Origin of the sequence: Lysinibacillus sp. NPDC047702 (genome assembly GCF_050272555.1) — a bacterium.
Lineage (GTDB): Bacteria > Bacillota > Bacilli > Bacillales_A > Planococcaceae > Lysinibacillus.
In genome coordinates, this window is record NZ_JBNNMG010000052.1 from 1 (window position 1) to 20,898 (window position 20,898).

Genomic DNA, 20,898 nt, shown 5'->3' on the forward strand with positions numbered 1-20,898 from the left:
CCTTAAATTATTTGTGAGGCGAGCAAGCGATAGCGCGCTTAGATTTAAAGCAAAATCTCAATTTCCCCTGTCCATTTTCTTGACATAGTATCAGAAGATAGAATTTTATTACCATTTACAGTTGATGAACAAAAGAAGAATGCACGGGAAATCCCAAAAAATTTAAATGATTATATGGTTACAGATACTGAGAGAAACTTACCAGTAACAAAAAAACTTGAACTTTTCGGAATGGGAAAAATGGTAACAATAAATGATAAAAAATTTGATATGAACCGCATTGATTTCACTCAAAGACAAGGTGATACTGAAGTATGGGAATTATACAATAAACCAGATTTGATGGGCGGCATGACGCATCCTTTCCACATCCATGGTACGCAATTTAAAATAGTTTCAATGGATGGAAAAGAACCTCCTGCAAACCTACAGGGCTGGAAGGATACAGTTTCAATTGAAGCTGGTCAAACAGTAAAATTAGCAGTAAAGTTTAAAGATAAAGGGATTTACATGTTCCACTGCCATATTCTTGAACATGAAGAAAATGGAATGATGGGGCAAGTTGAAGTAAATTAACTTTAGAATTGTTATAAAAACCATCAAAACCTTGTCAAGTAGACAGTTAAAGGCGTTGTGGAGCGTTTTTTCGTTATCAGTATCGCCATAAAAAATGATGTGCTTAAAAATAGTGTTAGGAAAATGCACATATAAAATATCATGGCAACTCCAAATAAAGAAGCCTAATTTCTCGCTTAAAGCACTTAGAAATTAGGCTTTCAGAAAACACTGCTAGTATTTAGACCATAGATTCTATAGAATACAGGTTGTATTTCAGAATCTATTAATACTTTGATAGATAAATAATGTACCCTGTGCAATGAGCGTAAAGTAGTTTTATTTTTCTGTGCATTATCACTAGCATTGCATAAATATTAACTGAAATTTCAGTTTTATTTTTTTCTACATTAGAAGAGAAACAAAGACACGTAAGCAGAGGTAGTGATCATCCATTTTTTTACTATAACCTTTAACGAGGACAACAGCGATGAGTAATCCCTTATGGTACGCTTTTTCCTTTGATTTTTCGAAGCCAAATGTGGGCAGATTTCCACCACGACACCTTCAAGAAACGACTGATTTCTAAATAAGTATACGAACTATTTGTGTGGAGCTGTGCCAACACGTTCAAGCAATATACAATCATCCATCGCGATATACACTTGGTTATGCACCGCCTGTTCACTGTCACCGTAGAATTTTTTAATGTTCAAATGTTGTTTCATCCATTTGAAAAATAATTCGATTGCCCAACGTGACTTGTACAATTCAGCGATTTCATCTGCATCTAAGTCGAACCGATTCGTTAGGAGTTGTAGCTCATTACCTTTTGAATCGATTACTTTCAATAAGCGAAAGGCGTTTTCAGTACGATTTTGCATCGTACCAATGACAACCATTTCATCCGATAAAACCAGAGAATCTTCGGGTATTTCGAGCGTTTCCATGGCGCGTGTTACCGCATTTTTACGCAAGCGCGAGACAAAGAAATAGCCGTCATCGGTCATCCGATCAAAACGCTCATAATCTAAGTAGCCTCTGTCGAATACGTACATGCATTCTTTATCGTCGACCAACACTTCAAGCTGTCCGCGATCATGTTCGATCGCATTCGTGAGCACCGCCTTATCGGGATAAGAACAGTCTTTTTCCATGTAGACGAGGCGTAAATGCAGTTTGACACCCGATTTGGTTTTGCGGAACTTGGCCCACTTATGATTGTTCAAATTCAGTGGGAGCGTACTGGAATCAATGATCTTTAAGGGCGTTGATATTTTCCGGCGTTGCTCAAATTCAGTTTTTATATGAATTTGCATCACTAAATCGAGAAAAATCTGTTGAAAGAATTCGGTTGGTACCTGATTCAACCGGCGTCCTAATTGCGAGTTGCTAATCGAATCTAAATCGGTGAGCTGCTGGAGTTCTTCTGAAAACATCGCGTCACGCACAGCGCGCATACTTTCGGTTTCGGTCAACTGTGCATACAAGAGTATTTTTAGAAAGGAAGCCATGTACAGCTTCTTTGTATAGTAGTTTAATTGGTGGCTTTCCACGTATTCCTGCATTTTTTCTGTTGAAATCGGTGAAAACCATTGTTCAAATGATGTTTTTCGTGTAATCTTATCCATGAGATGAGTCCTTTTTATTGGATTTGGATAGGTTACTACCACCAAACCATTATAAAGGACTTTTTTGTGCTTACATGTAATTGCAGAAAATTATGAATTAATTTAAATGAGTCATTATTTTAATGCGGTGCTAGTGGTGCATTATTTATATATTATTGCTTCATTAGTTAATTGATTTAAATATTGTTTTTTTATGAAGTAAGTAGTAAGCCTCATTTCTTAATTTTATGTTAAGGAATGGGGTTTTTATTTGTTTTGAAATAGGGGGAGTTTTCCATTTACTCTTGCTGATAATTTATCTTGTTATAATGGACAATACTTTTAAGATGTGCAGTTTTATCACTTTTTGTGAATGTCTTCTCCCAATTTAAAAGCAAGTACCTATAACTTTTCCACGTGGATTCGCATGTGGCTTTGGTAAGGAATTTCAAAACATAGAAATGTTTAAGTTCCATTTTATTTGTCATATGACAAATAAGTGACACCAGTCACTATTGTGATTATTCTCCTTTTTGATAAGCTAAAACCGATTAATCTAAGGGAGTTGAGCGAGTGAGAAAAAGTAAATATTTTGCAAGTACCATTGCTACAGCCGTTATTGTAAGTAGTGTGGTCCCAATAGCACCAGAAGCACAAGCATCCGTAAAATTTTCGGACGTTTCTTCTACTAATGATCATTATGAAGCCATTTATCAATTAGCGAATGCAGGAGTAATTCAAGGTTTTCCAGATGGCACATTTGCACCTGATAAAGAGGTGACACGTGGACAAGCAGCTAAAATGATAGCAGGGATATTGAAATTAGATATTATAAATGTAGAAAACTCTAATTTTAAGGATGTACCTCCTACACACAGCTACTTTGGAGCAATTGTGGCATTGAAAGAGGCGGGTATTATAAATGGCTATCAGGATGGATTATTCCGTCCAAATGAACCCATTAAGAGAAATCACATGGCGAAAATTATTTCACGTGCTTTTGGTTTAGAAGCTTCCAATTCGACTCAGCTACCATTTACTGATGTTCAAAGTGATTATCAAAACGCTATTGCAGCACTTTATGAGCATGGTGTGACGAAAGGAAGAACATCAACCACTTTTGATGGATTAGCTAATGTGACACGAGGTCAATTAGCTACTTTTATTATGCGTGCTACCAATGTAACAAAGGATACTGTTGAAAATGTGAACGAGCTTGCATTGACAATCACAAATACGACAAACTCAGTTGTTCAAACAGATACGGCTGAATTTGCTATAGCTTCTAATGTTCGAGACATTTTTAATGCAGCCAATGCCAAAGCTTTAGCAGGTGCAGTAGTAAAGGTAGAAGTGAAAGATGATGTAATTATCAAAGTGCTAGACATTGAAATGAATGTGGATGGAACGAAAGATAATCATATTGTGTTTGACGCTAAAAAAGCTAGATTTACTGGAAATATTACAGTTAATGGAGACTTTGTTGAGCTACGTAACTTAGATATTTTTGGTAAAGCTTTTTTAGCAGGCAAAATTGCTACACAGTTTAAGGCTACCAATGTCCATATAAATGGAGGTTTTATCGTTGAAGAGGCAACATCAAAGCCTGTAGCTTCACTAACGCCACTTTTTGCGAATTCTAACAAAGGCATAACAATAATACTTGTAAACTCTACAGCTTCCAATTTTGATATCAGACGCAATAATACACAAATTGACTCTGATACAATCATATCTCAGATTACAACTGGTCCATCTATCACTGCTATTCAATTAAATGCCCATACTGGTGAATTAATCATTCACGCTACAGCTAATATGGAAGTGACAGGAGAAGGTTCTATTGATCGGGTGATGATTGCTAAAGCCACTGAAGTCGCATTGCAAATACTTGGTATCATCAAAGAATTAGATGTCACTGTGAAAGAAGCAAAAGTACAGGTTGGGGCAAATGTAGTGATCGAAAAATTAATTGTGTTGGAAGGATCGAGCGCTGCTTTTGTCATTACAAATTATAATCAGGTGTTACAAAAGATACAAGCAGTGGTAACACCATCAGGGAATAATGCAGAATCTACTACTGCATCGACTGGTAGTAATTCAACAACAGGAGGGGGCTCAACAACAGGAGGAGGCTCAACAACTCCTGATACAATAAATCACGCAATTTTCACGACAGCAGCTTATAACGAAGATACAAATAGATTATCTATCAGTGGTTTAAGTGGAATTAAAGTAAATTCTATTTTTGATTTTACAAAATTAACCTATAGTGATGCTGAAATTACAACACCTGAGACAGCGAGATTAACAGGACCTTATATAAAAGTAAATTCATTAGCAGCGGTTAATACGGCAGGAAAATACTTCTATGATATTGCCAGTGAAACTATAACAATCGTTCTAACAGATTCAGACGCACAAAAGATAAAACAATTATCAGGATTTGGTATCAAAGGAATAGTAACAGATCGTATCTTAGCTGAGGAAGGTTGGAATACAGACCTAGCGAATAATAAAGCAAAAGCAATAAATGGTGTTAATGTGGTAGTGGATGGAGCAGCAGTGATAGCTAATACATTTAAAATAGCAAATGCCAACATTTTAGCTAAAAACCTTGTAACTATTCCACTAACGGATAAAGAAGCTGTCAATCAGGCCATAACAGCTTATCATCAATTATCTACAGAGACAAAGGCATTATTATCAGTGGAATATGCACAATTGCAACAACTGGAAAGTAAAATAACGGATATGCAAGCAGAGCTGGATGCAGCCGCGTTCAAGTTAGCCCATGCTACTATTTTAGCAAAACAAGCAAATCAGATAAATCCTATGGATAAGGCTGCTGTCACAGAAGCTCAATTAGCTTTTACTAGTTTATCTACATCAGCACAGGCTAAATGTACGAATGAATCACAACTTCTTAATGCATTTTCTATACAAATTAATAAATATGAGATATTTGAAATAATGTCCTCCATTTCAATAACACAGCCAGCAACGAATGTAGAGATTAATGGCGTTAGTTACAAGATATCTGTTGATGGCTCTGATATAGAATCAACAGATAAATGGATCAACACAGAAATCGTTACACGCTTAATAAGTGCAATAGACGAAAGCAGAATAGTAGCTAATAATAATAATTCCACTTTAGAGTCAATCACGACAGTAAAAGCAGCGCTTGAGCGGGCAAAAACAGACGCTCTTGCAGGCGTGAAAGATGGTTTGAAAGTCATTACACCTGAAGTAATTGCTGCACGGGCCGAGTTACAAGCTGTTATCGATTCTATTGTGATTATGGAGTGGTACACAAATGTACCAACACTCAATGTAGGACGAGGAAATACAATTGCAATACCTAGTATCCGTGGTAATCAATCGATAGCTATGTATCCTGATAGTACACTAGCTTCGGAATTTAGATTGGGTACATCCTATGTATTTGCACCTTTTAGCGGTGCACAGGCTTTAATTGATGCAATTAAAACTGCACAGACAGAAAAAATAGCGGGTGATGCAACCGTTACTTCCATAATGAATGCTAAAACAGCTTTGCAACAGGCCATTACAACATACAGTTCAAGAATTAAATCAGGTACAGGTACAGGGGTGTAATTATTTTGTACAAAATTTAAAGCTTATAAGCACTTTCCTTGCCTGTAGGTTGGAGTTATATGTATATCGTTACACTAGCAAATCGAGATGGAGGATAATGGCGTTTAAACCAAACGAACTAGTGTCACGTGCATAATTCATGATGTACCCATTGCATGATTTTGTATAGCAATAATAAGTCATAGGGAAGAAGATGCTTCTGAGGAGGGCACTGAAAAAGTCGGTTTGCCACTAAAAATGTAATGTTAATCGACTTTTTTAAGCTTTTCAGTGCGCTCATTTAATGCGTTTTTGTCATATGACAAAAAAGTGACACCAGTCACTATTATGGACTAGTTCCTTTTTGCTAAGCTATGGTTACATATGCCGATTTAATATATGATAGGAGAAAAAAGAATGAAATGGTTACAAATAATGTTACTTATGTTTACAATAATATTATTGACTGGCTGTGGTGATCTGCTCGATGAATCAGATGCTACTGATGTAGAGGAAGCAGCTGATAAAGAGGGTTTAATAATCACAGTAAATGCTTCAAGTGAGGAAGCTACAGAGAATGGATGCAATGTAGGTGAGGTTTATATTGCAGATGAGGACACTTGCGTATTACCACTTAAATGTGATGACTATGATTCTTGCAAAGGACGTGGTGATGAAATTATCATGATGTTAGAGGAAGAATATGGTTCATTGACAGATGAGGAATCAATTGCCACAGATTTAGAAGGTATTCATACTCTCTATACATATGATATTGACAATGTTGAGGAAATGATTGTTACGGATGATGATGTATCAGATGAGGACATTGAATATCATTCAGAGCTATGGTTTGATTTTGCTTGGCTTATACCAGAATCGGAACGTAAGGATATCAATCAATTTATTATATTTAAGAGTGGGAATACATTAGCCTATGTACAGCAACATGATGATAGTGGTCAATATTGGACTCTTGGAATGAATGAGGAAAATATTGAGCTAGCATCTGAAACAATGATTACTTATATTCATGAATATGCTCATTATGTGTCCTTAAAAGATGGCGAGCATAATATGTGGGTAGACCCAGATGCTTGTGAGGATGTATATATTGAAGGAGAAGGCTGTTTTTATGAGGATGCATACTTAACAGATTTTTATGAGCAATTTTGGGCTTCTTCTTCTGGTGACTCAGATGATAATTATGTGTCCTCCTATGCAGCTAGTTCAGTTGCCGAGGATTTTGCGGAATCGTTTGCTCATTTCGTTTTAACAAAGCAACAAGATGAGCTACATACGATTGCAGATGAAAAAATTGCATTCTTTTATGAATATGATTATTTTGTTGAGCTACGTGCGCATATTTTAACACGTGCGGCGACATGGCTTGAACGTGCAGTAGTGTAAACTAGAACATATACACAGCAAATAAAGAAGTATCTAGTCAGAGTTGTGATTATAGTTAAATAGTAAAAATTCATATATCTGAAGTAGCTACTTGCCCTGTCATATTAAAAAATGACACTACTCATCGCATTATTTTGCTAGGCTAAAAAGTGTTACAATATAAACATTAATGTGTATAAAGTTTAATGATAGGAAAGGAGATGTGACGATTTCATTCGTGACATCTCCTTCTATATATACTTTTAAAATACAATCAACTAAAGTAGGTGAACGTATGTTAATGTTATCGGGCTATAAAGTTATAGAAAAAATTAGTAATAATGAGGAAATTGCGATTTTTCGTGTAGTTCGTCTTGAAGATCAGGAGATATTACTTGCGAAAACAACGAATACCCGTTATGTAGATGCAGCAACCATTACGTTATTTCAGCATGAATTTAAGCAATTTCTTACTTTACAAGGAGAAGGTGTTATCGAACCCATTAGCCTTGAGATCGTTGATGGACGCCCTATTTTACTTTTTCAGAACCTGGAAGGATTCAACTTACAACAATTCAACTTAATGACCAAAAAATACATATCGTTAAAGGATAAATTAACGATAGCGATTGCACTTGTAGAATGTATTCAACAGTTACATGAAAATAAAATTATGATGAACGAAATGATTCCTTTGTATTTTTTTGTAACTGAGAATCTTACGAAGGCGAAGTTAATCGATATTCGTTTCGCCCAATTAAAAAATCAAGTTGGGGTATATTCTATTTCTGCACGCAAGGTCGATTCATTGTTTGCTTATGTATCACCAGAAAAAATAGAGCATACAAGTATTCCGTACGATTATCGTGCAGATTTTTATTCGATTGGTGTTATTTTATATGAAATATTTGTAGGTCATTTACCATATGAATCTGAAAGTATACTAGATATGATGTATCACCATATTGCAACAGTTCAAAAGCCTGCCTATTTAGAAAATACATCCATTCCTAATATGATATCATCTATTATTGATAAATGTATGGAAAAAACAACTGAAGTGAGATATGGCAGCATGGTCAGCTTAAAGGCTGATTTAGAGGAATGTTATAGACAAATTCAAGCAGAAGGTGATATTCAACCATTTTTACTTGCTAAACGTGAAATTGTAGCCGATTGGTTTACGCAGCAGAAGCTATTTGGACGGAAGCAAGAGCAACAGCAAATAGTAGATGTGCTTACGAGTGTTAGACAAGGTAAGTCAGGACTGATTTCAGTCAGTGGGGAAGCAGGTATAGGCAAAACCTATTTTGTGGAAAATACTCTTCACCAGCACATGCTATCTAGCGAGATATACATAAGTATTCGATGTAAACAAAAAAATATACAACGTTTTTATAGTATATTGGAGCAAATAATTGAAAAATTAGTTGCATATTTATTAACTGAACCACAAGATCAATTAGCTTTATGGAAACAGAAATTATCAGATGTCGTACAAGGAGATGAAGAAATTTTAGTAGGGCATTTCCCTAGCTTGCAATTATTGATTGGGGAACAAGTACAACAGCAAGTAGTATTGGAGTTAGATTATGAACAAAACTTGTATAACTTTACCGCGGATTTTTTGAAATTATTTACAGAAAAAGCGCATACATGTGTAATATTTTTAGATAATTTCGACCTAGCAGATGAGCAGTTCGTTAACTATTTACAATTTTTACTTTATACACATCAAATAAAGGGCTTCCTTGTCATAACAGCGTACCGTACAAATACCACTATTTATCTGCCAATAATAAAGAAAACTACGCCATCAATTATAGTGCAACATATTAAATTGGATAATTATGATGCCAACACAGTAGCACAACTTTTACATCCCCGATTAAATGGTGTAAAAAAAGAACAACAAATGCTTATTCAATTGCTGTTAAAGAAAACAGCAGGCAATCCACTACGTATGCAGCAATTTTTAGAGGAAATCGTGGAAAAAGAACTAGTGACAGTCGATCTTTCAAAAGAAGGTTGGCTTTGGGATTTGCAAGGCATAGCAGATTTAAGTGGTAAAGAAAATACAGGGATACTTTTCGATGCTTTTTTTAAATACGTGGATAATCCAACAAGTAGGTTACTAAGTAAAGCTGCATTTTTAGGTAGCCAGTTTAAACTACAATTACTTGCTGAAATGACAAGCAGTACAGTTAAAGAATTACAGGAAACTTTACAAGTAGCTATAAATTATCAGTTGATTTATAACGTGTCAAACGACCAGCAACTATACGCTTTTCAGCACGAAGAAGTTAGGCAAGAATTTTATCAAAGAGTGAACGAACAAGATAAAGATGTACTACATATGGATGCCGGACAAGCATTAGCAAAGCACATAGAAAAAGATTCATCCATTACCATTGCCCAAATACTACAGCACTTTAATGAAGTAAAGAAACAAATGATTGCGAGAGGTAAACAGCTAGAGCTTATTAAATTAAACTTTGAGGCAGCAATGCAAGAAGATAATCATAATCGAGCCATCTATTATTTACAAAATGCAATTACACTAATTACTAACGAGCATTGGCAAGAGCATTATGAAATGACCTATAATATCTACAAACAGAGAGCTGAACTTGCATTTTTGAATGAACAGTATGAAAAAGTTAAAGCAGTATGCGACATCATCATTGAAAATTCCAAGACAGATGTAGATAAAGTGCAAGCCTATATTTTATTAATGCAACTGGAACTTAGCAACGATCATTACGATGAAGTATTAGTATTAGGTGAAATTGCACTCCAGCAACTCAATCTACCAATAAAGTTGGAAATCGGAAAACTAAAAGAACGTTATTATTGGCTACGTATTTATCGTAAACTAGGAAAAAAGCCGTCCCAAGAAATATTAAACCTTCCTCCAATGCAATGTGAAAGAAATAAGGCTGCTGCTAGAGTATTAGTTTATATGGCAAATGCTTGCTTTGTATCTAGCAGGGAAGGCTGGTATATGACAGTTGTGACGTTACTAGATTTAACATTTGAAGATGGTCTGACAAGTGAATCTGCCTATGGCTTTGCAGGTTATGCCTTAATTCAATGTAGTCTTGCATTTCAGTATGAGTCTGCCTTTCATTATAGTAAATTTGCAAGCAATCTCGTAAAGGACCATCCAGAAATGTTTATGCAAGTGAACACAATTATTACAATGTGTCAAGATAGCTGGAGAAGGTATGAACCCGATTTTTTATTATCCATTTCGGATTATACGAATCAAAATGGTGTATTATCGAATAACAGATGGCAAACAAATTATAGTTTTATAGTAAATTGCGCACACTTATTTAATTTTAGTTATCCTTTAAAGGACTTATATGCACATTTGCTTTCTCGAAGCTCTTTATTTAGGGATGATTATGATTCAGTGCTTTGGAAGTATGCCACGATTATGTCACTATTATTGACAAAATTAACAGGCTATACGGCAGCACATGATCCATTTATTTACGAGAAATCTGAAAAAAACAGTAGGGATGAGGACGACTCACTGTTGCTCGAATATTATTGGTGGTGCGAGTACATAACTGGGTATTTATTTGGTCATTATATAGAAGCGTATGAAGCTATCATGCATTGCGTAACATTTGATCAATCTCGCGATAATCCAGGATTGCAAAATCCTAGTATAGATTATTTCTATGTATTAATTGTTAAAGAATTATTTTCTTCGGCAGATACTCGTACACGATCTCAGTATATGCAACAAATTCGACGAAGTATAAAAAAGCTAAAACGTTTAGCGAAGCGTTGCCCTGACAATTATTTGCACAAATATCTAGTAGTAAAAGCAGAGTATAGCAAAATTATAGGATGCCCAAAATATAAAATTGAGGCGGTATATGAGCAGGCAATTGAAGTAGCACATCAATATGGACATCTCCATGATATAGGCATTATTTCTGAATGTTTTGCTAAATATAGTATTGAAATAGGAAAAAATATGCAGGCTAAGGTTTATATTAACGAGGCATACATTGCTTTCCAAAAGTGGGGTGCGTTAGCGAAGTTAGCCCAACTTGAGCAAGAATATGGTGATTTATTGCTTGTGAAAAAAACATCAGATTTAGAGCGTGTAGATTATTTGACCATTGTTTCTTCCACACAAGCACTGTCCGATGAAATTGAGATTAATCAACTTTTATATAAACTTCTCCGAATTATGCTGCAAAATGCTGGTGCAGAATATGGGGCTTTGATTTTTGATAATAATGGGGAATGGTTTCTTGAAGCATACGGTACGACCGAAAATTTAATCGTCCAGTCCATTCCATTCGATGAAGCAAGTGATTTTGTCCCAGCCGCTATTATTGATTATACAGTGAGAATGAAAGAAGAAGTTGTGTTACACGATGCAACGAATAGTGGGTTTGGTAGAAATCAATATATTCAGCAGCATGATTTAAAATCCGTTCTTTGTTTGCCAATCATGTATCAAAACAAACTATTGTCGGTGTTGTACATGGAAAATAACTTATCAAAGGGCGTATTTACAGAAGAAAGATTAGATGTTTTAAAGTTCTTATGCTCACAATGTGCGATTTCCATTACCAATGCAAAATTGTATTCAGGGATTCAATATTTAACGAAAAATTTAGAGCAACAAGTTGAGGAACGCACAAAAAGTTTAAAGAAATCCATGCAAATGACCTCCGACGCATTAACAGAAATGACCGTCTATGCAGAGCGTAATCGGATTGCACAGGAAATTCATGATATTGTGGGTCATACATTAACGTCAACGATTTTGCAAATCGAGGCTGGTCGAAGATTATTAACAAAAGATATGAACGGTGCTACCAAACGACTAAAGGATGCACAGGACCTTGTGCGTCATAGCTTAAATGAGATTCGCAACTCTGTCCATATGCTAAAAGAAGATAAATATTTTGATGTTAAACAAGCGTTATCATTATTAATTAAAGATACAGAATGGAATACGGGTGTTGTAATTTATGCAAATATGGATATGGTTGACCATTTGCCAGTTATTATGAAAAAACTCATTTACCATGCCTTGCAAGAGGGATTAACAAATGGTATTCGTCATGGACAGAGCAATGAATTTCACTTCACTTTAAAGGATAACGGTTTGGCAGTGATCTTTGAATTGGTGGATAACGGTATAGGAGCGGAAGAGCTGAAAATGGGTTTTGGCTTAGGTATGATGAAAGACCGTGTGGAGCAATTAAAGGGTACACTTTCTATCAGTACAGTACGTGATAAAGGGTGTTCGTTAAGCATTACTTTGCCATATATAATGTAAGGGGATTGGTAGGTGAACTTTTATGATTACTATTTTGATTGCAGATGATCAGATGTTAATTCGCGAAGGTTTGAAAACGATTATCGATTTAGAGGATGATATGCAGGTGGTAGCACTAGCGAGTAATGGTGAGGAAGCATTTGCTTTGACACAGCTACATCGACCGCAGCTTGTACTAATAGATGTTCAAATGCCAATTATGGATGGCATCACAGCATTAAAAAAGATGAAAGAACAATTACCGGAAACGTTTATATTAATTTTGTCTACATTTTTAGAAGAAGATTATATTATCAACGGCCTAGCCAGTGGTGCGAGTGGCTATCTATTGAAAGATATGGATACAGATAAGATGCTTATGGCCATCCGTGATACCGTCTCTGGTCAATTTATTCTCCCATCAGTAGTGGCGGCGAAATTGATAACAAAACTCTCCAAGACAAGTACAATAAATGCAGAAGAACTTAAATTGACCCAGCGAGAAGAAGAGATTGCTAAATTAATACTCGCTGGTAAAAACAATAAAGAAATTGCTTCAGTGCTTTATATAGCAGAAGGTACTGTTCGTAATTATGTGAGTAATTTATATAGTAAATTACAGGTTATTGATCGTGTACAGGCAATTGTGAAGCTAAAAGAATTTATTTCATATTAGCCTATAGTAAGATTACTTATGTCAAAGTGATAAATAATATCCAATTGATTGAAAGGGAACTTTTTCAAACAAAAAGGAACTGTGGAGTGCAAAAATATGAATCTAGGATAAGACTAGTTGAAACCTAAAAATGTGCATTTTCACAATTAGTATAAAAAGAAAAGAAGAATGTTTGTACTTTATAACCCTAATTTAACAAGAAAATTAATCGGAGTTTTATAAAAAAAACTTAAAAACTTCCGATATTCACAGTATATTATGAATAAATAAAGCGATATCGCGTATGAGGAGGTGTTCACAAATGGGAATGATTGGTTACTACACTGCTTTGCCCGAAGAAGAAATCCAGCAGCTTGCGGCCGGAACCAAAATGCTAGAGGACATGGACCCCTATAACAGGGAAAATCTTGATATTGACAAATCATGGCAGGCACTTTATTACTTACTCTGCGATGATATTTGTGACGGTGAACCACCGCTTGGTTATGTCGTTCCAATGGATCAGGACAACTATTTGGAATTTGGAGATATTGGCGCCTTTTATTTAACTCACCAACAAATTCGTGAGGCCTATCAAGCCATTGAGACCATGACACAAGATGAGCTCCTGGCTAAATACAGCTATAACAAGATGATTGAGGAGGAGATCTATCCTCTCTATGGTGATGGTGACGTGAAAGATGGAGAGGCAGAACAATTTTTCGACTATCTATACAGTTATTTTAAAGACATACAAAAGTTCTTTGCTGAAACCATAACCGAAGGCAAAGGACTAGTATTCTGTATTTCATAATACCTATGCATAGTACAAAGTCTGGCACACGAATACGTAGTACCTGCCAGACTTTTACGTAATCCTTATATATTTCGTTTACTTATTTAATCCAAATTTCATTGTTCTATTCTGAAAATCCTCCATTATGTGCTTTTACCTCGAAGGTTGACGTTTGCTATCTATTCCAATACTATTCTTCAAATAAGATCACTTCACACTTAGTGAAATTTTCACACCTACAAACATTTCACGAAAATTGTATATCTTTTTCAGCTTTTTAAGTTAGATAAATTTTAAAATCACTCCTGTTACTCATTCATTTATTTATGACAATTGAATATATCCTTAGACTCATAAATTGAAATAGACATAGGGCATTCCTTTCATTTAGTATGGTTTAGTTTGTTTGCGACCATTTTGGGAAGGTGCCGTTTTTTATTGTTATAGACCGTTGAAACTAAAGGAATTAAATTTATGAAATTATCTCAAGCACGTTTAAAACTACAAAAAACTTGCCCAATAATCCATTGATAGCTAGTTGTGTGCATTTTATAATTGAGAATGATTATTATTATTGATAAAATTAAAAGGAGAAAAAAATGACAAAGATAAAGTATATCACGATAGTGACAAGTCTTATTGCAATATTCCTCTTATTAGCAGCTTGTTCTAGTAATGAAGCTAAACAATCAGCAACACAAAATCCAGAAACAAAAACGTTTAAACATGAGTCAGGTGAAACAGAAGTGCCGGTTAATCCTGAGCGGGTTGCTTCTGATCAGTATATGGGACAGTTAATGAAGTTAGGGATAAAGCCAATTGGTGTACGTGATAATATGTTAACAGAGCCGTGGATTGAGCTAGCAAACTTAGAGAAAGGGACACTCGATGGTATTGAAAGCTTAGGAGGATTTCCTCTTAATTTAGAAGCACTTACTTCTATAAATCCAGATCTCATTATTAGTTCGCTTCCAGACAATGTAGAATCTTATAGTAAAATAGCTCCGACAGTTCATATTGCATATGCTTCACCAAATTATTCGTCCCCAATAGATAAGTTTCTGAAAATTGCTGAGTTGTTTGATAAAACAGAGCAAGCCCAACAGTGGATTGACCAGTTTGAACGAAATGCTGCTCAAGTGCAAGAGCAAATTCTTCAATCTGGAAAAATAAAAGAAGGGGAAACTGTTTCTGTGATGGCGGTTTTCGATAAAAATGTCTATGCTTTTGGACCTAAAGGGGCATATGGCGGAAGTATGATTTACGACTATCTAAAACTACAGCCAACACCTCAAGCCGAAGAATTGCGTGGACAGGCGATTAACAGTGCAGAACTTTCACTTGAAATGGTTCCAGAATATATAGGCGACCATGCATTTATTACGGTCATCGATGAAGCTAAAGGAAAAGAATTAATGGAAAGTAATTTTTGGAAAACTATACCTGCTATAGCAAACAATCAAGTTTATTTTTATGAGTCACCTATTTTTGCCATGGATGACCCTTACTCAATGGAGGCCCAGTTAAAAATTATTCATGATTTATTAATACCAACAGAAAAGTAATAACATAGTAAGTATCGACTTTTAACCGTTCTTTGCCTAGCTGCGAATTACGGTTTTAGTCATTTTTCAAAGCAGGGTTATGGAAAAGGAAGGAAGAAATCTATGCAAAACATTATTCCAAGCAGTATAGCTTTTCATTTATTATCATTGGAACGGATAGAGACAAATGAAAGAGTAAAGCAATTTCCAATGAAGAACTTTGGTCTCATTGCCGTCGTTCAAGGAAGTATAATCAGTGAAAATCAAAATCAAAAATTGACAATAACAGCAGGTGAAGTAGCTGTATTTACGCCAACTACCCAAGTTGTCGTTCATGGAGAAAGTTGTACATATTATTGTATAAATTATCAAGTTTTCCAGACGAATGAAAAGAAGATGGCACATCCTTTCTTCCATTCTACTAGTAAAGAGCTTATGCCCACTAAAGTAAAAATACCGATTCGCTCGCTTACAAGAGGCTTGGAACAAATGTATCGTCATGCGTGGAGTACAGATGTTTTACAGCAGTGTACAAATCATCTTTATTTTCAAGAATGGATGATGCTTATCCTTACAGAACAAATGAAACAAACGAATCAAGAACATAATAGTGTCCAAGCTGTGGAACAAATAATCGCTTACATACATGCCTTTTATCATGAAGAACTTACAGTAGAGCAGCTTGCGATTAAAGCAGGGATGAGTAGGCGACAATTTACTCATGTATTTCAAAAACTTACAAATCACAGTGTTACTCAATATGTAACAAATATTAGAATTGAAGAGGCAAAAAAGCTATTAGTCAAAAATGAAACAATCGCTTCAATCGCAAAAGCAGTTGGCTATCAAGATGAATATTATTTTAGTCGCCGATTTAAACAAGTAGTTGGAAAATCGCCTCGACAATATACTAAGCTTAAAAAAGGCACAGTTAAGGCTATCAAACTTCCAATAATTCCACAGCGCATAGTGGCAGACCAATATATGGGGCATTTATTATGTTTAGGTATTACTCCTATTGGTGCCAGAACAGGTATGTTGAAACAAGATTTTATCGCTCCATTACAGTCAACATCATTACATTTACATCAGACAGTCGATTTAGGAAATGATTTTTCTACAAGTCCAAGTCGAATTATGCAACTACAACCAGATTTAATTATTACGCAAAATGAAGCTCATTATAAAACGCTGGAGTCAATAGCGCCAACGATTGTAATTCCATATCGTCACACACCACCATTAACAAAGTTACGGTTAATTGGTGAAGCAGTTGGAAAAGTCAAGCAAGCAGAGCAATGGATTGAAAAATATGAATATCGCATTGAACGTATACGGTCACAAATTATTAACCAGTTAGGTACAAGCTTATCCGTTACAAACTTATTGTTCCTTGCTAATAAGTTGTATGTCCTAGGCCCATATGCTAGCTATGGTAGTTATAGCTTGTATCAGGCCTTACAACTTCAGTCACCTGCTAAACAACGTAAAGAATTGAATGAGTTGTCTTTAAGTGTGGAAATTCCCATTTCTAATCTACCAGAATATGTCGGTGATTATATCTTTTTATCTGCCTACGGTGACACCTCAATTCTGACCGAAAATGAAGCTTGGAAAGGGCTAAAAACTGTTCAAAAAGGGAATGTTTCCTTTTGTAATCCTTACCGTTTTGCTTTTGAGGATCCATATTCTTTAGATGAACAGCTGATGACGATTCAGCGCAGTTTACTAATATAAATGAATCAAGAAAGGTCACCTAGAATTTTTGATTAAGTAAAGGGCAATATCATACAAGAATTTGATTTCAGCATTTGCTATACTGGGCAGCAGGTAACCAGGAAGGGAGGCATAACTTATGAAGCAGGAAATGAGAATAGTAAAATATGATACACAATTAAAGGTTGAAGCCTATCATTTCAAGGGGATTATGCAAAAATTTCCTAATCATTTTCATGAATATTATGTGATTGGGTTTATAGAAAATGGTAAACGACTTTTATCTTGCAAATTTAAGGAATATATCATTGAACCGGGGGATTTATTGTTATTTAATCCCCGTGACAATCATGCTTGCGAGCAAATTGATGGAAAGACATTGGATTATCGCTGTATAAATATCCAACCAGAAGTTATGAGAAGGGCTGTCTTTGCAATTACGGGAAAAGAACAACTACCTTATTTTACTCCCCAGGTACTTTTTCATAATGAATTGGTAGCTGTACTTCGGGATCTACATCAGATGCTTATGCAGGAAGAAGCTTGCTTGAGGAAAGAGGAAGTTTTTTATTTTCTTTTAGAACAGCTAATTGAAGAATATACGGAACAGGGAATATCAACCAGTATTTCAGAGCAAAACACTAAAATAACAGCAATCTGTGTATTTTTAGAAGAAAGTTACATGGAAAATATTACACTAGAGGACCTATGTAATCTAACAGGATTGAGTAAATACTATTTACTTCGCTCCTTTACAAAGCAAATGGGTATCTCCCCATATAGCTATTTGGAAACTATACGAATTGATAAGGCAAAAAAAATGCTAGAGCATGGAGTATTACCAATCGAGGTGGCATTTAAGACAGGGTTTACTGACCAAAGCCATTTTTCTAACTTTTTCAAGAAGTTTATAGGGCTTACACCAAAACAGTATATGAATATTTTCAAGGATGCACAAAACTAATCTTATTTGCACAGAAAGGGTTTTTATGGGTACAAAAAAAGAGATTCACGGACATTTTTTAGCAGTAGTCACTATTTTTATTTGGGGTACAACTTTCATATCAACTAAGATCTTATTAGACGCCATTTCACCTATTGAAATCTTATTTTTGAGATTTATAATTGGGTTCCTTGTTCTGCTCCTTGTTTATCCTCACTGGTTTAGAGTGAAAGAAAAAAAACAGGAGCTATATTTTGCAGGTGCTGGTTTATGTGGTGTTACACTATATTATTTACTCGAAAATATAGCACTCACCTATACCTTTGCATCCAATGTAGGTGTCATTATTGCGATAGCGCCATTTTTTACTGCTTTCCTTGCACATTTATTTTTGGATGGCGAGAAATTAAGATTACAGTTTTTTATAGGTTTTGCTGTTGCACTTGTTGGAATTTTCTTTATTAGCTTCAACGGAAGTAGTAACTTAAAATTAAATCCATTAGGAGATCTACTAGCTGTCTTAGCTGCAGCTGTATGGGCTGCCTATTCTATCCTGACAAAGAAAATTAGCGAATTTCAATATAATACGATTCAAACAACAAGAAGAATTTTTTTCTATGGGTTGATTTTTATGATACCAGCATTATTTATTGTTGGATATAAACCAAATATAAATCAACTAATGCAACCAATTAATCTATTGAATATCCTATTTTTAGGGGTGGGAGCATCCGCACTTTGTTTTGTGACGTGGAATTCTGCAGTAAAAATATTGGGTGCAATAAAAACCAGTGTTTATATTTATATGGTTCCCGTAATTACTGTTATAACTTCGGTACTTGTACTGAATGAAAGAATTACAGGGGTTGCTGTGACTGGAATTATACTTACTTTAGTGGGATTATTTATTTCGGAGAGTAAATTTTTGCAAAACAAACATGGTGATTAGTTCCTTAACAGGTAGTATAGCTTTGAATTTTAAGAAGGGTAGAGCAAGGGAAGTTTCATTAATGGTATGCCACCTATTAGGCAACCCTGTGGTTGCATATCCTTGACGAGCAACTATAGGGTTGCCTATAATCTATATATGGATTGGGACAAAGATATAATATTCAAAGCACTTGGTGACTCGACTCGGCGGATTATATTAGATGAACTTTCCGAACGCAATGAGTTGACGTTGTATGAACTTACGACACGTCTTGTTATGAAATATAATCTTGACATTTCACGACAGGCGATAGCCAAACATCTTAATATATTGGAGGATGCAGGGCTTGTAATTTCGAAACGAAAGGGAAAATATCGAGTACTCACGTTTAACAAAGAACCACTAAGGAATTTGTTGAAAGGATGGTTAAATTAACATTATCAGTAATGATGATGTATGAGTTTTGCATTTTGTAGCCAGATTGTTAGAAGTGAACCACATAGATAAGGAGGATAAAACATGTTGAAAATTATTATTACTAGTATATTCGTCCAAGATCAGGACAAAGCATTAGAATTTTATACAAAAACGCTAGGCTTTGTAAAGAAGCATGACGTTCCCAGCGGAGCATATAGATGGATAACGCTTGTTTCTCCTGATGAGGAAGGTAGTATTGAGCTTCTACTCGAACCTAATGAGCACCCTGCTGCCAAAGAGTATCAAGAGAAGCTATTTGCTGATGGTATCCCAGTAACAATGTTTGGTGTAGCAGATATTGACAAAGAGTACGAACGATTAGTAGGAAACGGCGTAAAGTTTACTATGAAACCGACAAAAATGGGTGAAATCATAATAGCTGTCTTTGACGATACATGTGGCAATCTTATTCAGATCATACAGCAGTAACTTTATGAATTATGACCCATTTTATAAGAAGAGATTAGTTGTCATTTTACAATTAGTATGTTAATGGAATAGAAATAAAAGCGTGTTTGATCAATTTTCAAAACACGCTTTTTCTATTTATTCATTTATCAGGGGTTATTGACTTTATTCCAAGGATGCAGTTACTGAATATTTTTATGTTTAATTATACTTTTGTATACAAGCATTAAAGGAGAAGGATGCTTTAATCTATCATTTTCTAAACGGATTATTTTATTGGATATTTATGTTAAAATATATTCTTATCTTAATATAAAGTGAGGTAAAGTTGATATGGCATTTGAAAATGTGGTTTATCCAGCGTTTATAAGACAGGAAGAAGAGAGTTTCGGAGTTCATTTCCCAACATTACTTCCGGATTATGGGTGGGAGATTTGCTTAAGCTCAGGCTCAACCAAAAAAGAAGCAATTCAAAATGCGAAGAAGGCTTTAGCATATTTATTAGCAGGTGCTCTATATGATAATGAAGAATTACCAAGTCAGGCACCCATTCCTGCTAATCTTGTAACAGATGAGATGGAACTGATTTTTATAAAAACATCTTATAGCGATTATGCAAAGGAAATTGAGGATCATTTACCTGGACGTCATTGGCATATCTATTTTAACAGAGATGAACAAAGTGAATTTCGAGCTGTCGCTTATAAGAATAAACAAGGATTTTGGGATGTAAGGGTAGATGGTGATTTACCTATTGAAATCAAAAAAGAGAAGTTGTTACGACTTTGTCCTACATACCCTGAAATTTGTAAAGTACAACGACGAGTTGAGGCGGAAGAAGCATTCGATAGTTTTGTAATCAAAGTAAAAGAAATTTAGAAATGTTAAATTACTTCAAAACAATATAAAGATAAGAAATATTTATTTAGTATGAGTAGGAAGCGATTGTCAAACATGCAATCGTTTTTTTTATTGTTT

13 protein-coding genes and 1 pseudogene are annotated in these 20,898 nt (G+C 35.1%); 13 read left to right on the forward strand and 1 reads right to left on the reverse strand.

What is annotated here, in order from left to right:
- Positions 1–174 precede the first annotated feature (174 nt).
- Positions 175–576, forward strand: coding sequence for a multicopper oxidase domain-containing protein (locus ACQKIM_RS20305; RefSeq protein WP_427547521.1), 402 nt, complete (start codon positions 175–177; stop codon positions 574–576).
- A 481-nt stretch (positions 577–1,057) separates the two neighbouring features.
- Here ACQKIM_RS20305 and ACQKIM_RS20310 read toward each other — a convergent pair.
- Positions 1,058–2,186, reverse strand: a pseudogene (locus tag ACQKIM_RS20310) (IS4 family transposase).
- A 552-nt stretch (positions 2,187–2,738) separates the two neighbouring features.
- On the opposite strand from ACQKIM_RS20310, the gene ACQKIM_RS20315 reads away from it, so the two are divergent.
- The 12 genes from ACQKIM_RS20315 to ACQKIM_RS20370 all read left to right on the forward strand — a co-directional run bounded on the left by ACQKIM_RS20315 (position 2,739) and on the right by ACQKIM_RS20370 (position 20,799).
- Positions 2,739–5,786: an S-layer homology domain-containing protein gene (locus ACQKIM_RS20315; protein WP_427547523.1), complete on the forward strand. Its 3,048-nt coding sequence runs from the start codon at positions 2,739–2,741 to the stop codon at positions 5,784–5,786.
- Positions 5,787–6,182: 396 nt separating this feature from the next.
- On the forward strand, positions 6,183–7,175 hold the full coding sequence (locus ACQKIM_RS20320) for a hypothetical protein (protein ID WP_427547525.1): 993 nt from the start codon (positions 6,183–6,185) through the stop codon (positions 7,173–7,175).
- A gap of 274 nt (positions 7,176–7,449) precedes the next feature.
- Positions 7,450–12,471, forward strand: coding sequence for an AAA family ATPase (locus ACQKIM_RS20325; RefSeq protein WP_427547527.1), 5,022 nt, complete (start codon positions 7,450–7,452; stop codon positions 12,469–12,471).
- 22 nt (positions 12,472–12,493) lie between these two features.
- Positions 12,494–13,126 (forward strand): response regulator, encoded by a 633-nt coding sequence (locus tag ACQKIM_RS20330; protein WP_427547529.1) that lies wholly within the window; start codon positions 12,494–12,496, stop codon positions 13,124–13,126.
- 301 nt (positions 13,127–13,427) lie between these two features.
- Positions 13,428–13,919: a YfbM family protein gene (locus ACQKIM_RS20335; RefSeq protein ID WP_427547531.1), complete on the forward strand. Its 492-nt coding sequence runs from the start codon at positions 13,428–13,430 to the stop codon at positions 13,917–13,919.
- Positions 13,920–14,500: 581 nt separating this feature from the next.
- Positions 14,501–15,466, forward strand: a complete 966-nt coding sequence (locus tag ACQKIM_RS20340; protein ID WP_427547533.1) for an ABC transporter substrate-binding protein — start codon at positions 14,501–14,503, stop codon at positions 15,464–15,466.
- A 102-nt stretch (positions 15,467–15,568) separates the two neighbouring features.
- Positions 15,569–17,182: a helix-turn-helix domain-containing protein gene (locus ACQKIM_RS20345; RefSeq protein WP_427547535.1), complete on the forward strand. Its 1,614-nt coding sequence runs from the start codon at positions 15,569–15,571 to the stop codon at positions 17,180–17,182.
- Positions 17,183–17,300: 118 nt separating this feature from the next.
- Positions 17,301–18,125, forward strand: a complete 825-nt coding sequence (locus ACQKIM_RS20350; protein WP_427547537.1) for an AraC family ligand binding domain-containing protein — start codon at positions 17,301–17,303, stop codon at positions 18,123–18,125.
- A 25-nt stretch (positions 18,126–18,150) separates the two neighbouring features.
- Positions 18,151–19,053, forward strand: a complete 903-nt coding sequence (locus ACQKIM_RS20355) for a DMT family transporter (RefSeq protein WP_427547539.1) — start codon at positions 18,151–18,153, stop codon at positions 19,051–19,053.
- Between the two features lie 138 nt (positions 19,054–19,191).
- Positions 19,192–19,470: an ArsR/SmtB family transcription factor gene (locus tag ACQKIM_RS20360; protein ID WP_427547541.1), complete on the forward strand. Its 279-nt coding sequence runs from the start codon at positions 19,192–19,194 to the stop codon at positions 19,468–19,470.
- Between the two features lie 87 nt (positions 19,471–19,557).
- Positions 19,558–19,941, forward strand: a complete 384-nt coding sequence (locus ACQKIM_RS20365) for a VOC family protein (protein ID WP_427547570.1) — start codon at positions 19,558–19,560, stop codon at positions 19,939–19,941.
- 312 nt (positions 19,942–20,253) lie between these two features.
- On the forward strand, positions 20,254–20,799 hold the full coding sequence (locus tag ACQKIM_RS20370; RefSeq protein WP_427547543.1) for a type II toxin-antitoxin system HicB family antitoxin: 546 nt from the start codon (positions 20,254–20,256) through the stop codon (positions 20,797–20,799).
- The last annotated feature ends 99 nt before the right edge of the window (positions 20,800–20,898 follow it).